The 12760-nt window shown below is 73.3% G+C and carries 13 protein-coding genes; 10 read left to right on the forward strand and 3 right to left on the reverse strand.

The annotated features are described in order from the left end of the window. The first annotated feature begins 2 nt into the window (after nucleotides 1-2). The 3 genes from ABZZ79_RS13230 (at nucleotide 3) to ABZZ79_RS13240 (ending at nucleotide 3012) form a co-directional block, all read left to right on the forward strand. The gene (locus ABZZ79_RS13230) at nucleotides 3-1424 is read left to right on the forward strand and encodes a hypothetical protein (RefSeq protein WP_356689027.1); all 1422 of its coding nucleotides are present in this window, start codon (nucleotides 3-5) and stop codon (nucleotides 1422-1424) included. An 80-nt stretch (nucleotides 1425-1504) separates the two neighbouring features. Then, a complete protein-coding gene (htpX, locus tag ABZZ79_RS13235) occupies nucleotides 1505-2419 on the forward strand; it encodes a zinc metalloprotease HtpX (protein WP_356689028.1) in 915 nt (304 codons plus the stop codon). Nucleotides 2420-2433: 14 nt separating this feature from the next. Then, nucleotides 2434-3012, forward strand: a complete 579-nt coding sequence (locus tag ABZZ79_RS13240; protein ID WP_356689029.1) for a hypothetical protein — start codon at nucleotides 2434-2436, stop codon at nucleotides 3010-3012. Between the two features lie 31 nt (nucleotides 3013-3043). On the opposite strand, the gene ABZZ79_RS13245 is transcribed toward ABZZ79_RS13240, so the two are convergent. Beyond that, nucleotides 3044-4384 carry a DUF2252 domain-containing protein gene (locus ABZZ79_RS13245; RefSeq protein ID WP_356689030.1) on the reverse strand — a complete coding sequence of 447 codons (1341 nt, stop codon included), beginning with the start codon at nucleotides 4382-4384 and terminating at the stop codon, nucleotides 3044-3046. Nucleotides 4385-4582: 198 nt separating this feature from the next. Here ABZZ79_RS13245 and ABZZ79_RS13250 point away from each other — a divergent pair, with 198 nt between their 5' ends. Next, the gene (locus ABZZ79_RS13250) at nucleotides 4583-5767 is read left to right on the forward strand and encodes a winged helix DNA-binding domain-containing protein (protein ID WP_356689031.1); all 1185 of its coding nucleotides are present in this window, start codon (nucleotides 4583-4585) and stop codon (nucleotides 5765-5767) included. A gap of 67 nt (nucleotides 5768-5834) precedes the next feature. On the opposite strand, the gene ABZZ79_RS13255 is transcribed toward ABZZ79_RS13250, so the two are convergent. Then, nucleotides 5835-6149: a hypothetical protein gene (locus tag ABZZ79_RS13255; RefSeq protein ID WP_356689032.1), complete on the reverse strand. Its 315-nt coding sequence runs from the start codon at nucleotides 6147-6149 to the stop codon at nucleotides 5835-5837. 152 nt (nucleotides 6150-6301) lie between these two features. Here ABZZ79_RS13255 and ABZZ79_RS13260 point away from each other — a divergent pair, with 152 nt between their 5' ends. From ABZZ79_RS13260 to ABZZ79_RS13270, 3 genes are all read left to right on the forward strand, one after another. Further along, the gene (locus ABZZ79_RS13260) at nucleotides 6302-6664 is read left to right on the forward strand and encodes an arsenate reductase family protein (RefSeq protein ID WP_356689033.1); all 363 of its coding nucleotides are present in this window, start codon (nucleotides 6302-6304) and stop codon (nucleotides 6662-6664) included. 74 nt (nucleotides 6665-6738) lie between these two features. Next, nucleotides 6739-7872, forward strand: coding sequence for a hypothetical protein (locus tag ABZZ79_RS13265; RefSeq protein WP_356689034.1), 1134 nt, complete (start codon nucleotides 6739-6741; stop codon nucleotides 7870-7872). Between the two features lie 124 nt (nucleotides 7873-7996). After that, nucleotides 7997-8716, forward strand: coding sequence for a hypothetical protein (locus ABZZ79_RS13270; protein ID WP_356689035.1), 720 nt, complete (start codon nucleotides 7997-7999; stop codon nucleotides 8714-8716). Between the two features lie 3 nt (nucleotides 8717-8719). On the opposite strand, the gene ABZZ79_RS13275 is transcribed toward ABZZ79_RS13270, so the two are convergent. Next, entirely contained in the window at nucleotides 8720-9583 is an 864-nt protein-coding gene (locus ABZZ79_RS13275; RefSeq protein WP_356689036.1) for an alpha/beta hydrolase, read from the reverse strand. Between the two features lie 73 nt (nucleotides 9584-9656). On the opposite strand from ABZZ79_RS13275, the gene ABZZ79_RS13280 reads away from it, so the two are divergent. The 3 genes from ABZZ79_RS13280 (at nucleotide 9657) to ABZZ79_RS13290 (ending at nucleotide 12664) form a co-directional block, all read left to right on the forward strand. Then, entirely contained in the window at nucleotides 9657-10130 is a 474-nt protein-coding gene (locus ABZZ79_RS13280; protein WP_356689037.1) for a helix-turn-helix domain-containing protein, read from the forward strand. A 362-nt stretch (nucleotides 10131-10492) separates the two neighbouring features. Continuing rightward, the gene (gene glnII, locus ABZZ79_RS13285) at nucleotides 10493-11524 is read left to right on the forward strand and encodes a glutamine synthetase (protein WP_356689038.1); all 1032 of its coding nucleotides are present in this window, start codon (nucleotides 10493-10495) and stop codon (nucleotides 11522-11524) included. Nucleotides 11525-11614: 90 nt separating this feature from the next. Continuing rightward, complete coding sequence (locus ABZZ79_RS13290; protein WP_356689039.1) at nucleotides 11615-12664, forward strand: hypothetical protein; 1050 nt, start codon at nucleotides 11615-11617, stop codon at nucleotides 12662-12664. Nucleotides 12665-12760 lie beyond the last annotated feature (96 nt).

Here is a 12760-nt window from a genome sequence, read left to right on the forward strand (position 1 = left end):
CGATGGTGAGCGAGGAGATCTGGGTCGGCGGGGTGGGTGCGATGCTGCTGGCCGAGGGCATCCCGCTGCGGACCGCGCTGTATGTGACGGACCCGGCCAAGTGGACGGCGTTCGATCTGGGCGTGCGTGACCACTGCCCGCCCGCGCTGCTGCCCTCGGCGGAGCGCGTGCGGCCCGGACGGCTGCGCTCCCGTCTCCTGCGCGTCAAGGACCTCACCGAGCCCGAGCTGGCGCTCGCCCTGTGCCACCACGACGGCCGCGTCCGTGAGGCCGCCCTGGACAGGGCCGCGGACCGTCCCGACCTGCTGCCCCTCCTCGTCATCCGCAGCGCGGACTGGGTCGCGCCCGTGCGGGAGCGGGCGCGGGCGCTGCTGGCCGAGCGTCTGGACGTGCCCCGCGCGGCGGCCCTCGCGCCGCTGATCCTGCGGGTGGGCCGCAGGGAGCGTGGTACCCACGCCGTGGAGCTGCTCGGCGAGGTTCTGCGCCTGGCCCCGCCCGAGCTGCTGCGTCCGCTGTGCGGCGCCGAGGACCGGGCCGTACGCCGCTTCGCCGTGCGGCTCGCGGTGCGGCTCGGGTACTTCTCCCCCGCCGAACTGGCCCGCACCGCCGCACGCGACAGCGACGTCACCCTCCAGGACCTGTGCGCCGACACGGCTCTGGCCGCCGTACGGGAGAGCGGGGCGTACGACGACGTCCTGCCTGCCCTGCTCGGGGCACGGGGTCCGCGGCCGCGGGCCGCCGGGGTCACCGCGCTGCGGACGGCGGGGCGGTACGCGCAGGCGGAGCCGTTTCTCGCCGACCGGTCGGCGCTGGTGCGGGCCTGCGCACGGTACGTCGTGCGGCAGGGCGAAGGCGATCCGGTGACCTGGTATCGCGAGCGGTGTGCCGTGGAGGCCGTGCCCGGCGCGGTCATCGGGCTCGCCGAGTGCGGGGACCGGGCGGACGCGGCGCTGCTGTGGACGCTGATCGACCACCCGACGCCCGCAGTGCGGGCGCGGGCGGTGGCCGGGCTGCGGCTGCTGGACTCCGTGGACGCCGGGCGGCTGCTGCCGCTGCTCGACGACCCGGCGCCCTCGGTCGTACGGGAGACCACCCTCGCACTGCTGCCGTCCGCGCGGAGCCTGCCGCAGGACTGGCTGAGCGAGCGGGCCGCGCCCGACCGGCCCCGGCAGGTGCGCCTGGCCGCGTTCCGGCTGCTTCACGCCTGCGACGGACTGACGCGGCTGCGGGCGGCGGTGGCGCTGCTGGACGACTGTGACCCCAAGATGCGCGCCTGGGCCGAGTCGTCCGTGCAGGGCTGGCACGCGGGCCCGCGGGTGCCGTTGTGCGACCCGGAGGTCGGGGCGTTGCTGGACCGGGCCGGGTATCTGTTCAGCGACTACGTGCTGGTCCGGCGCAAGCGGGAGGCGGGGCTGCCGGCCTGAGCAGGCGACGGCCGGTCGAGCGGGGCCCACGGGTGCACACTGGGCAGTGGGACGAGTGTTTGAGTGCAGGGTGGTGCATCATGCACAGCCGCTTTAGGAACGATCGGCGGCTGACCGTGCGGATGACGGTCACGCTGTTCCTGCTCGGGCTGCTCTACGTGGCGTTCGTGGCCGCGTTGATCGTGCTGCTGAAGTCCTGGGTGCTGGTCGTGCTGGTCGCGGCCGGGCTGCTGGGGGCGCAGTACTGGTTCTCGGACCGCATCGCGCTGTACGCGATGCGCGGGCGGGTCGTGGAGCGGGAGGAGTATCCCGAGCTGCACGCCGTGGTGGACCGGCTGTGCGCGCTGGCGGACATGCCGAAGCCGGTGGTGGCGGTGTCGGCGATGGACATGCCGAACGCGTTCGCGACCGGGCGCAATCCCGACAACGCGGTGGTGTGCGTGACGACCGGACTGCTGCGCAGGCTGGGGCCGGGCGAGCTGGAGGGGGTGCTCGCGCACGAGCTGTCGCACGTGGCGCACAAGGACGTCGCGGTGATCACGGTCGCGTCGTTCCTAGGGGTGATCGCGGGGCTGATCGTGCGGTTCGCCTTCTACTCGCAGCTGTTCGGCGGCGGGCGGCGGGACCAGAACACCGCGGTCGTGTTCGTCCTCGTGATGGCCGTGTCCGCCGCCGTGTACGCGATCAGTTTCCTGCTCATCCGGGCCCTGTCCCGCTACCGGGAGCTGGCCGCCGACCGGGCCGCGGCGCTGCTCACCGGGCGGCCCTCGGCGCTGGCCTCGGCCCTGACGAAGGTGACCGGGGACATCGCGCGGATCCCGACGAAGGACCTGCGGACCGCGCAGGCCTTCAACGCCTTCTACTTCACCCCGGCGCTGGGCTCCGGGCTCTCCCGGCTGTTCTCCACCCACCCGACACTGGAGCAGCGGCTGGAGCAGCTGGGGCGGATCTCGGGCGAGCTGGGTGAGGCGGCGGCGCCGGGGAAGTCCGGCTGAGACGGGGCGCCGGGATGAGGCTGCTGGACATTCTGCTGGGCCGGTCCAAGCCGGCCGTGCCCGATCTGGACCGGCTGTTCGCGCTGCCCGCGGCCGCCGTCACGCTGGAGGCCGCGGCCGGGTTCGTCCCGACCGGCCAGGGCGCGGTGTGCTTCGCGACGGTGGAGGGCGCCGCCTTCGAGCAGACGCACCGCGAGGTACGGGCCCTGCTGGACGCGGACGCGGAGCGGGACGGTCCACCCGTGGAGCTGACGGAGGACGGCTACGGCTACTCCTGGCTGATCTCCCGCCGCTCCCCCGACGAGCTGCCCCAGCTGGTCAACGACCTGCACGCGGTGAACAGTTCCATGGAGGCCAACGGCTTCGGGCCGCAACTGCTCTGCTCCCTGGCGGGCTTCCGCGACGAGAGCGGGCGCGGACTGGCCCTCGTCTACCTGTACAAGCGCGGCACCTTCTATCCTTTCGCCCCGCTCCCCGGCGAGCGCCGGGACAACGCGCTGGAGCTGGAGGTGCGCGCGGCGCTCGCGGGCGACCTGCGCGTCGAGGAGGACCTGGGGCGGTGGTTCCCGGTGTGGGGGGCACCCGGGATGTGACGCCCGGGAGCCGTTCCCTTCCCAGGCCCCGTCACGCGTCCGGCGTCGCCCCCACCACCCCCGCCGCGATCGCCGCGCCGAGGGACGCGTGGTCGGTCAGGGTCTGGTCGGCGTAGCGCAGGGCGAAGTCGGCGACGGCGCGTTCGAAGGTGTCGGCGCCGCCGAGGTAGCCGGCGATGGCGACGCGGTCGCCGGAGCGGGCGTGGGCGCGGGCCAGCGCGGTCCCGCACAGCCGGGCGTACAGGACGAGGTCGGAGGGGCCCATCCCGGCCACGTCCGCGGAGCCCTTCATGTCGCGCAGCTGGCGCCAGTAGAAGGCGCGGCCCTGCGGTCCGGTCATCCAGCCGAGGAAGATGTCGCCGGCGGCCTGCATCAGCCGCTGCCCGGCGACCACGCGGTGACCGGGGTGGAGGTAGGGGCCGCTCGGCAGGAACTCCTCCAGGACCGACTTGCGGGCCTCCTTGATCTGGAGGAACAGCGGGTCGTCGCCGTCCCGTGCGGAGAGCAGCACGATGAAGCAGCGCATGCCGACGCTGCCGACGCCGACGACCTTGCGGGCGGCGTCGACGAAGCGGTAGCGGTCCAGGAGCAGACGGCGTTCCTCGGAGAGGGTGGACCGGTAGTCGCTGAAGATCTTGCGGATGGCCGCCGTGTCGGACACTCCGGCCGGTTCGATGAGCGGCGGGTCCTGGATGATGCGGCGCCGCCCGTCGACGACCTCGGTCAGCTTGCCGAGGGCGTGGAGGCTGGTGCGGCGGCGGGCCCGGGTGAGGCTGGCCTCGGCGCGGGTGCGGCGGCGGGACGAGCGCAGCAGGGGCAGCAGGCTGTCGGCGTCGATGCGCTCGTACCAGACGTCGAGTTCGCCGAGCCGGGACAGCCGCCGGATGGCGGTGCGGTAGGCGGCGACCGACTCCAGGGCGGCGCGGCGGGCCTTGTCGTCGCTGTGGCCGTTCTCGCGCGCGGCCACGGCGACGCTGGCGGCGAGCCGTTTGACGTCCCACTCGAAGGGTCCGGGGAAGGTCTCGTCGAAGTCGTTGAGGTCGAACAGCAGGGCGCGCTCCGGGGAGGCGAACACGCCGAAGTTCAGCAGGTGGGCGTCCCCGCACAGTTGCACGGTCAGTCCGCTGTGGGGCCGTGTCGCGAGGTCGCCGGCCATCACCGCGGCCCCGCCGCGCAGGAAGGCGAACGGTGAGGCGGCCATCCGCCCGTACCGCACGGGCAGCAGCTCCGTCAGCCGGTCGCGGCCCTGCCGTTCCAGTACGCCGACGGGGTCCGGCCGGTCGACCGGCGCGAGCCACTCGGCGTGCGAGGTCCGGGGCACGCGTTTGCGTGCCGCCCTGCCCTGCTCAGTGCGTTCGGCGGGCGTGGTCATGCCGGCACACCTCCCCTCTCGCGCACTGTCCTGATCGCAGTGAAAGCCGCCGGGCGGGGCGTGCGCACGCGGGCTGCGGCGAACGGGTGAGGCGGGGCGCGGCGCATGAGGGTCCGCTTGTCAGTGGTGTCCGTCAGGATGGGCTTCGGGACAAGGTCGGTGACGGGTGCGACGGGTGCGGCGACGGGGAGGCCGGAGATGGGTCGGGCGCGGCGGTATGTCGACGGGGCCGAGCGGCGTGCGCGGCTGGGGGTGCGGCACCGGCTGGCGGGCGGGGCGGGGGCGGCGGACCCGGAGGAGGTGACCGGGGCGCTGGTGGCGCTGCACGGCACGGACCCGGCGACGGTGTTCCTCTCGGTGGGCGCGCGCCTCGCGGAGCCCGCCAGGACGGTGGCGGAGACCGAGCGCGCGCTGTACGAGGACCGTTCCCTGGTCCGGATGCACGGCATGCGGCGCACGGTGTTCGTGTTCCCGGCGGAGCTGACGGCGGTCGTGCATGCCTCGACGGGGCTGACGGTCGCCGCGCGCGAACGGGCCGCGCTGGTGACGGCGATGGCGAAGGCCGGGGCGCCCGACGAGGTCTGGCTGGCCGAGGTGGAGCGGGCGACGCTGGCCGCGCTGGAGCGGCGGGGCCAGGCGACGGCGGCCGAGCTGTCCGAGGACGAGCCGAGACTGCGCGAGCAGTTCGCGTACGCGGCCGGGAAGAGTTACGAGGGCGTCCACACGGTGTCGTCGCGACTGCTGAGGGTGCTGGGCACGGAGGGCAAGGTGGTGCGCGGGCGCCCGCTGGGCTCCTGGACGTCGGGCCGGTTCCGCTGGGCGCCCGCTCCCCCGCATCCCGAGCTGGACGAGGCCGCCGCGCAGGCGTCGCTGCTGGGGCGCTGGCTGGTGTGCTGCGGGCCGGCCACGGAGGCGGACCTGAAGTGGTGGACGGGCTGGAAGGTCACCGACGTACGGCGGGCGCTGGCCGCGGCCGGGGCCGAGGAGGTCGCGCTGGACGAGGGCACGGGGTTCGTGGCGGCGGGCGACAGCGAGCCGCCGGCGGCTCCGGCCGAGCCGTGGGCGGCGCTGCTGCCCGCCCTGGACCCGACGGCGATGGCCTGGCAGCAGCGGGACTGGTACCTGGCCCCGGACCTGCGCCCGGCCCTGTTCGACCGCAGCGGCAACGTCGGCCCCACCGTGTGGTGGAACGGCCGTGTCGTGGGCGGCTGGGCGCAGCGGGCCGACGGGGAGATCGTCTGGCGGATCCTCGGCTCCGAGGAAGTGGGCCGGGAGGCCGAGGCGGCGATCGCGGAGCAGGCGCGACGGCTGCGCGGCTGGGTGGGCGCGACCCGTCTCACCCCGCGCTTCCGGACGCCGCTGGAGCGGGAGTTGACGGCCTGAGGGGACCCCGGGCGAGGGCCGGGGCGAAGGGGAACGCCGGGTGCCCGGCGGGCACCCGGCGCGGACGTCACCGGCTGTAACGCAGGAGCGCGCGGACCATGTGGCAGGTCGTGTCCGACGGCGGGTGGACGCCGATCTGCTCGGCGGTGCTGCGTATGGTCTCGTTGCGGGCCTGGTTGGGGACGTAGACGCCGGAGTCGAGCAGGGCGATGGCGAGACGCATCGCCTTCAGGCGGCGGTTGTGCGTGATGTACCACTCGCGCGGCCGGCCCGGCGGCAACGTCCGCTTCTCCACGGGCGCGTAGGGCAGGTCGAGCAGGACGGGTCGCTTCGCGGTGGACTGGGTCGGCAGCGGCTTCTGCTTCAGTGCGGCAGCGGGCACGGGCATCCTCCTGTCGCGGTCAGGGTGCCCTCCGAGGCCTTTCGGTGACCTCGGCGACACCCTCGAACACTGCTTCTATTCTAGCGCCCCCCACTGACAAAAGCCCCTGGCCACAAGGGCTTTCGAGCGTCTCACCAGGTAGCGTGAACCCCATGGAGATCTGGATCAACCCCGCCTGTTCCAAGTGCCGCAGCGCCATCAGCCTGCTCGACGCGGAGGGCGCCGAGTACACCGTCCGGCGCTATCTGGAGGAGGTGCCCAGCGGGGCCGAGATCAGGGAGGTGCTGGAGCGGCTCGGGCTGGAGCCGTGGGACATCACCCGCACGCAGGAGGCCGTCGCGAAGGAGCTGGGTCTCAAGGAGTGGGCCCGCGACGAAGCCTCCCGCGAGCGGTGGATCGCGGCGCTGGCCGCGCACCCCAAGCTGATCCAGCGGCCGATCATCACCGCGGAGGACGGCACGGCGGTGGTGGGCCGCACGGAAGAGGCGGTGCGGGACGCGCTGTCCCGAAAGTGACGCCTCCATACGGTTGTTGAGGGTTTGTCGCTCGGGGTGAGCGGAGGTCGGGCGGGCTGTTACCCTCCGCGGCCATGACTTTCGGTGATCATGGAACGCCCGACGGCCACGACGCACAGCCCGGCCAGCCCTCGCCCGGACAGCCGCCGCACCAGCCCCACGGGCAGCCGGGAACGCCTCAGGGACAGCCCGGGGCGGCGCCGTACGGCCACCGAGCCGAGCCCGTGTACGGCCACCGAACCGAGCCCGCACACGACGACCAGCCCGCACCTGCGTACGACCACCGGCCCACGGCCCCGTACGGCCACCAGCCCGCACCTCCGTACGGCCACCAGCCCACGGCCCCCTACGGCCACCAGCCCACGGCCCCGTACGGCCACCAGCCCGCACCCACCTACGGCCACCCCGGCGCGCCCTACGGCGGGCCCGAGCCGCAGGCCGCCCGGACCGCCGAGCGGGAGCGGATGCGCCGGGGGCGCGGGCGGCGGGTGGCGGTCGCGGTGACGGGCGGGGTGCTGGCGACGGCCGTCGTCGCCGGTGCCCTGCTGTTCACCGGCGGCGACGACGAGGACCCGGCGGCGGCTTCCGGCCCGACGCCGAGCACCACGTCGAAGCCCTCCGGCTCCCCCGCGGTTCCCCGCGTGGACATCGGCGAGCCCTCCAACGCCCCGAGCGCGCTGCCCTCGGTCCTGGCCCGCCCGATCATCGGCCCGGAGCAGGCGTTCCCGAAGGAGACGGTGACACTGGAGGACGGCTCGGCCTACGAGCGCGTCGACATGGCGACCACCACCGACTGCGAGCGCGGGATGTCGGCGGAGCTGGCCGAACTGATCGGACAGGGCGAGCCGTGCGCCCGGATGACCGCCGCGCTGTTCACGGACGCGGACCGGCGCTCACAGGTGACGGTGTCCGTGCTGAGCTTCCGGCGCCCCGAGGACGCCTCGCGGGTGTTCGCGATGGCCTCCCTGGACCCGGTGACCTACCAGGTCGTCTCGCTGGACCCGGCGCCGGAGGCGGGGCTGCCGACCGTGCCGCCCGGGGCGCCCGGACTGTTCGAGCGGCTGATGACCGTACGGTCCGTGGTCTTCGCCAACGGACAGTGGGGCGACGGCGCCGAGACCGGCGAGGCGGAGCTGACCCGGCAGACGCAGGGCCTGCTCCAGTACGTCAACGACGACGTGCTGGCGTACGAGCAGGCCGGACCGTAGACGTGAGCGTTGCTCAACTCCGGTGTGACGTAGGTTACTTGAATCCTCCGGCGTGACCGCTGAGTAACTTCGTCCGGGTCCTCGTACATAGCGGCGTACTCTTCCCGACTCCCAGGAGGCGCGCATGTCGCGTAGGAGGACTCTCAGTGCGAAGAAGAAGGTGGCGCTGCTCGTGAGCGCCGCTACGGTGGCGGGAGGAGGTGCCTTCATCATGGCGAGCACCTCCAACGCCGCGCAGTCGGCGAAGGACTCGACCGTCTGCCAGGGGCTCGCCACCGCGCTCGGCAACAACGAGCGGTTCATCGCGGACCAGCGGGCCAGGCCCGACGCCCAGTCGGCGGCGCGGATCGCCAACCGCGAGGCCGTCATCGCACAGATCAAGGTGCAGCAGCAAGCGGCCGGATGCGTCGTTGGGGAGTCGGCTCAGGGCTCCCAGGCGGCAGGGAAGGGCCAGCAGGGCCAGCAGGCGGGTGGCGGTCAACAGGCAGGCGGTGGCCAGCAGGCAGGCGGCGGTCAACAGGCGGGCGGCGGTCAACAGGCAGGCGGTGGCCAGCAGGCGGGCGGCGGTCAGGCCGCTCAGCCCCCGGCCGCATCGGGCCAGCAGGTCTGCAACGGCTCCACCGTCACGCTCTCCGGAGAGGGCGGCGCCCCGGCCGCGTCCAGCAGCCAGTTCCCGGCCGGCACGAAGCTGAAGGTCACCAACCTCGACAACAACAAGTCCACGACCGTCGAGGTCACCTCGGTCTCCGGCAGCTGCGTCCTGCTGAACAACGCCGCCTTCGAGCAGGTCCGTGAGCCCGGCAAGTTCCTGATCCGCCGGGCCGTGATCGAGAAGGTGGGGTGAGGCTCAGCCGGACAGGAAATCGCTGAGGCGGCGGGCCACGTCGTCGGGCGCCGACTGCGGCAGCGCGTGATGGGAGACGTCCGGCAGGACGTCGGCCTCCACCCGCGGCAGCAGAGCATGCGCCCTGTCCGCCACCGCATACGTGTTATGGGTCCTGCTGTTCGCGGCCACGAGCAGCAGGACCGGCACGTGCAGACCGCGCAGCGCCTCGGGCGCCGGGCGCGGTCCGGCCACCGGTCTCGTGGAAGGGAAGCCGGCGGCCATCTCCTGGAGGTGGAGCCAGTCGGGGTCCAGGGGGGAACCCCCGGTCTCCCACTCCAGGAACGCCCGGACGCGGCGCGGCGAGGGCCGCAGCAGCATCGGCAGGGCACGCAGCAGGTACGCCGCCTTGAACCCGGCGAAACAGCCTGTCGGGTCCAGGAGGAACAGGCGGCGCACCCGCCGCGGTGCGTGCAGCGCGTAGTGCAGGGCGATCCAGGCACCGTAGGAGTGCCCGCCCAGGGCAGCCGCGTCGACGCCCAGCCCGTCGAGCAGCGCGTCCAGCCACGCCGCGAGGTCGGCGGCCGTCCGCAGAGGTCGGTCGCCGGCCCGGTCGCTGAGGCCGGGCGCGCCGACCAGGTCGACGGCGTACACCCGGTGGGTCCGGGCCTGCTCACCGGCCTGCGCGTACCAGGAGGCGGAGGTCGCTCCCCCGCCGCCGGGCAGCAGCAGGAGCGGGGGGCCGTCGTGGGGGCCGCAGATGTTCACGAAGGTCGTGCCGTACGGCGTGGGGACCCGGACCGTCTCCCGTTCGGCCGGCCACTTCGCCATGACCTTGTCGTACGCGGCGCGAAAGCCGTCCGGGTCGAACGTTCCGTGCGTGCTCATGGGCCACACCACCTCTATTATCTCGTTGAGCGAGATTGTTGTGGAGCGAGATGATAGTCGGAAGGGGCGCGGGATGCGGGAGCAGGGTCCGGAGCTGGAGATCGTCCATCTGCTGCGGGCGACGACCGTCGAACTCGGTCTGCACAGCGCGCGGTTCGCGAACCGCAACGGCATGCACCCCACGGACGTGCGCGCCCTGATCGCGCTCATGGACGCCTCGCGCGCGGACGAGGAGCTGACCGCCGGGCGGCTCGGCGCCGCGCTCGGGCTGAACTCGGCGGGCACCACGGCCCTGGTCGACCGGCTGGAGAGGGCCGGGCTCGTCCGCCGGGTGCGCGGGGCGCGGGACCGGCGCCAGGTCGTCGTACAGGTCGAGGAGCGCGCCGTGGAACTGGGCTGGTCCTTCTTCGGGCCGCTCATCGGCCGGGCGGCGGAGCTGCTGAGGGAGTGCGACGAGCGGGAGCGGGCGGCCATCCGCCGCTTTCTGAGCGGCGTGCGGGACGCGGCGGCGGAGCAGGAACAGGGGCCGGCGGCGGAGCGGGAGTAGGGCCTGGCCCGCGCGCCGGGCGTCGCGCGGCAGGCGGGGATCCGCCGGACGGGTCCTGGCCGCCGACCGCGCGGCAGAGGGCGAGCCAGGGGGCGGCGCGGCCGCAATCCCCTCGCATACGAACTCCCGCCACCCACCCCTCTGCGACTGCGAACGGCGCGTGCCGGCGGGGCCGCGCACTCGGCGTGGACTCACGACGTGAGATGGGGCACACCAACACCAGGTAACACGGGGTTCACATTCGAGCAATGACAGGGAAATCGCCCGTTGACAGGCTGCCCGACATCGACGGCGGCGCTCCGGTGCCGCAGCGCCGCAGAACCCGCAAGCGTGTGAAGACCCACCCCCGAAGGAAGTGGCCCGTGACCTTCAAGGCTGAGTACATCTGGATCGACGGCACCCAGCCGACCGCCAAGCTCCGCTCCAAGACCAAGATCATCACGGGCGGGCCCGTCGGTCTGGACGCGCTGCCGATCTGGGGCTTTGACGGGTCCTCCACGAACCAGGCCGAGGGCCACGCCTCGGACCGCGTCCTCAAGCCGGTCTTCACCTGCCCGGACCCGATCCGCGGCGGCGACGACATCCTCGTGCTGTGTGAGGTCCTGAACATCGACATGACGCCGCACGAGTCCAACACCCGTGCCGCGCTCGCCGAGGTCGCCGAGCGGTTCGCCGCCCAGGAGTCGATCTTCGGCATCGAGCAGGAGTACACCTTCTTCGACGGCTCCCGCCCGCTCGGCTTCCCCGAGGGCGGCTTCCCCGCCCCGCAGGGCGGCTACTACTGCGGTGTCGGCGCCGACGAGATCTTCGGCCGCGACATCGTCGAGAAGCACCTGGACAACTGCCTCAAGGCGGGCCTGGGCATCTCCGGCATCAACGCCGAGGTCATGCCCGGCCAGTGGGAGTTCCAGGTCGGCCCGCTGTCTCCGCTGGAGGTCTCCGACCAGCTGTGGGTGGCCCGCTGGCTGCTCTACCGCACCTCCGAGGACTTCGGCATCTCCGCCACCCTCGACCCCAAGCCGGTCAAGGGCGACTGGAACGGCGCCGGCGCGCACACCAACTTCTCCACCAAGGCGATGCGCGAGGGCTACGACGCGATCATCACCGCCGCCGAGTCGCTCGGTGAGGGCTCCAAGCCGCTCGACCACGTCAAGAACTACGGCGCCGGCATCGACGACCGCCTGACCGGTCTGCACGAGACCGCCCCGTGGGACAAGTACTCCTACGGCGTCTCCGACCGCGGCGCCTCGGTCCGCATCCCGTGGCAGGTCGAGAAGGACGGCAAGGGTTACATCGAGGACCGCCGCCCGAACGCCAACGTCGACCCGTACGTGGTGACGCGTCTGATCGTCGACACCTGCTGCTCCGCCCTGGAGAAGGTCGGCCAGGTCTGATCCGGCCGCAAGGCTTCCCGACGGGGGGCGTCCACCATGGAGGTGGGCGCCCCCCGTCGCGTTGTCGGTGGGGCATGGCAGGGTGACGCCATGGACATCAAGGGGGGTCCGGCCGTCAAGGCCTGGACGGAGCACGGAGAGACGTACCTGCGGCCCGCCGAGGACCGGCTCGGGGAGCTGGTGCGGCGGATCGGGGAGCCCGGCGACCGCTGGATCGTCGTCCAGCGGGTCCCGGACCTGCCCGACGTGTTCGCCCAGGTCTGGCACGAGGACGGCGGGGACTACCGCCTGGAGCACCGCGCGGGCGCGGACGACTTCCACGGCACGAACCTCACGGACGTCGAGCAGGTGGCCTCCCTGCTCATCGGCTGGGCCCGGCAGACCGAGGGCTGGGACGCGGGCCCCGCGTGGGCGCCGATCGACATGGGGCCGGACGAGGACGTGCCCGAACTGCCGGACGCGGTGCGCGAACAGCTGGAGGAGCACGTGCGGCTGCGGCTGGCCTGCGGCTACGCCACCCGGAGCGGTCTCGCCGAGACGGCCGAGGACTTCCTCGTCGACGGTGACGAACGGCCGGTGTCCGGTGCGCAGGCGCGCCGGCTCGTGGACCGGCTGTGGCTGGAGCGGGTGGCCGAGATGGCGACCTGGCGGGGCGTCACGGACCCGGAGCGGATCACCCGGTCCTTCGCGGCGCTGGAGGGCGGCGGCATCACCGCCCGGGAGAACTTCACCTGCTGCCGGAGCTGCGGCATGGCGGAGATCGGCGCGGAGCGCGAGGACGCGCGCGGGTTCGTCTTCTTCCACCAGCAGGTCACCGAGCACGCGGCCGAGGGCCACGGACTGGTCCTGCACTACGGCGGGTTCGACGGCTCGGAGGCCACGACGACCGCGGTGGGCCGGGAGGTCGTGGCCGCGCTGACCGCCGCCGGGCTGTCCACGGACTGGGACGGCAACCCGGGCAAGGCCATCTCGGTGGAACCCCTGAACTGGCTCAAACGCCTGGTGGGATATGGGAAATGGGGGTTGGTTCCCGGCCGGGCCGGTGTCCGGACAGTGAGAGGGGGGTCCGCTCCGTCGGGGTGTCTGCTTCAATGGGCACATGGCCAGCTTCCAGAAGATCACCGCGACGGGTCGCCATGACCTCCAGCCCTTCTGGCCGTCCCGTCAGCACCACGACTTCGACCGGGTGTGTTGCCGCGCGATGAACGCGCGGGCCCTCTAAAGCCGCACACCCCG

The organism is Streptomyces sp. NPDC006458 (assembly GCF_040612135.1).
Lineage (GTDB): Bacteria > Actinomycetota > Actinomycetes > Streptomycetales > Streptomycetaceae > Streptomyces.

Coding starts and splice junctions, on each gene's coding strand:
- ABZZ79_RS13230 (WP_356689027.1), top strand. CDS start 3: ATGGTGAGCGAGGAGATCTGGGTCGGCGGGGTGGGTGCGATGCTGCTG.
- htpX (WP_356689028.1), top strand. CDS start 1,505: ATGCACAGCCGCTTTAGGAACGATCGGCGGCTGACCGTGCGGATGACG.
- ABZZ79_RS13240 (WP_356689029.1), top strand. CDS start 2,434: ATGAGGCTGCTGGACATTCTGCTGGGCCGGTCCAAGCCGGCCGTGCCC.
- ABZZ79_RS13245 (WP_356689030.1), bottom strand. CDS start 4,384: ATGACCACGCCCGCCGAACGCACTGAGCAGGGCAGGGCGGCACGCAAA.
- ABZZ79_RS13250 (WP_356689031.1), top strand. CDS start 4,583: ATGGGTCGGGCGCGGCGGTATGTCGACGGGGCCGAGCGGCGTGCGCGG.
- ABZZ79_RS13260 (WP_356689033.1), top strand. CDS start 6,302: ATGGAGATCTGGATCAACCCCGCCTGTTCCAAGTGCCGCAGCGCCATC.
- ABZZ79_RS13265 (WP_356689034.1), top strand. CDS start 6,739: ATGACTTTCGGTGATCATGGAACGCCCGACGGCCACGACGCACAGCCC.
- ABZZ79_RS13270 (WP_356689035.1), top strand. CDS start 7,997: ATGTCGCGTAGGAGGACTCTCAGTGCGAAGAAGAAGGTGGCGCTGCTC.
- ABZZ79_RS13275 (WP_356689036.1), bottom strand. CDS start 9,583: ATGAGCACGCACGGAACGTTCGACCCGGACGGCTTTCGCGCCGCGTAC.
- ABZZ79_RS13280 (WP_356689037.1), top strand. CDS start 9,657: ATGCGGGAGCAGGGTCCGGAGCTGGAGATCGTCCATCTGCTGCGGGCG.
- ABZZ79_RS13290 (WP_356689039.1), top strand. CDS start 11,615: ATGGACATCAAGGGGGGTCCGGCCGTCAAGGCCTGGACGGAGCACGGA.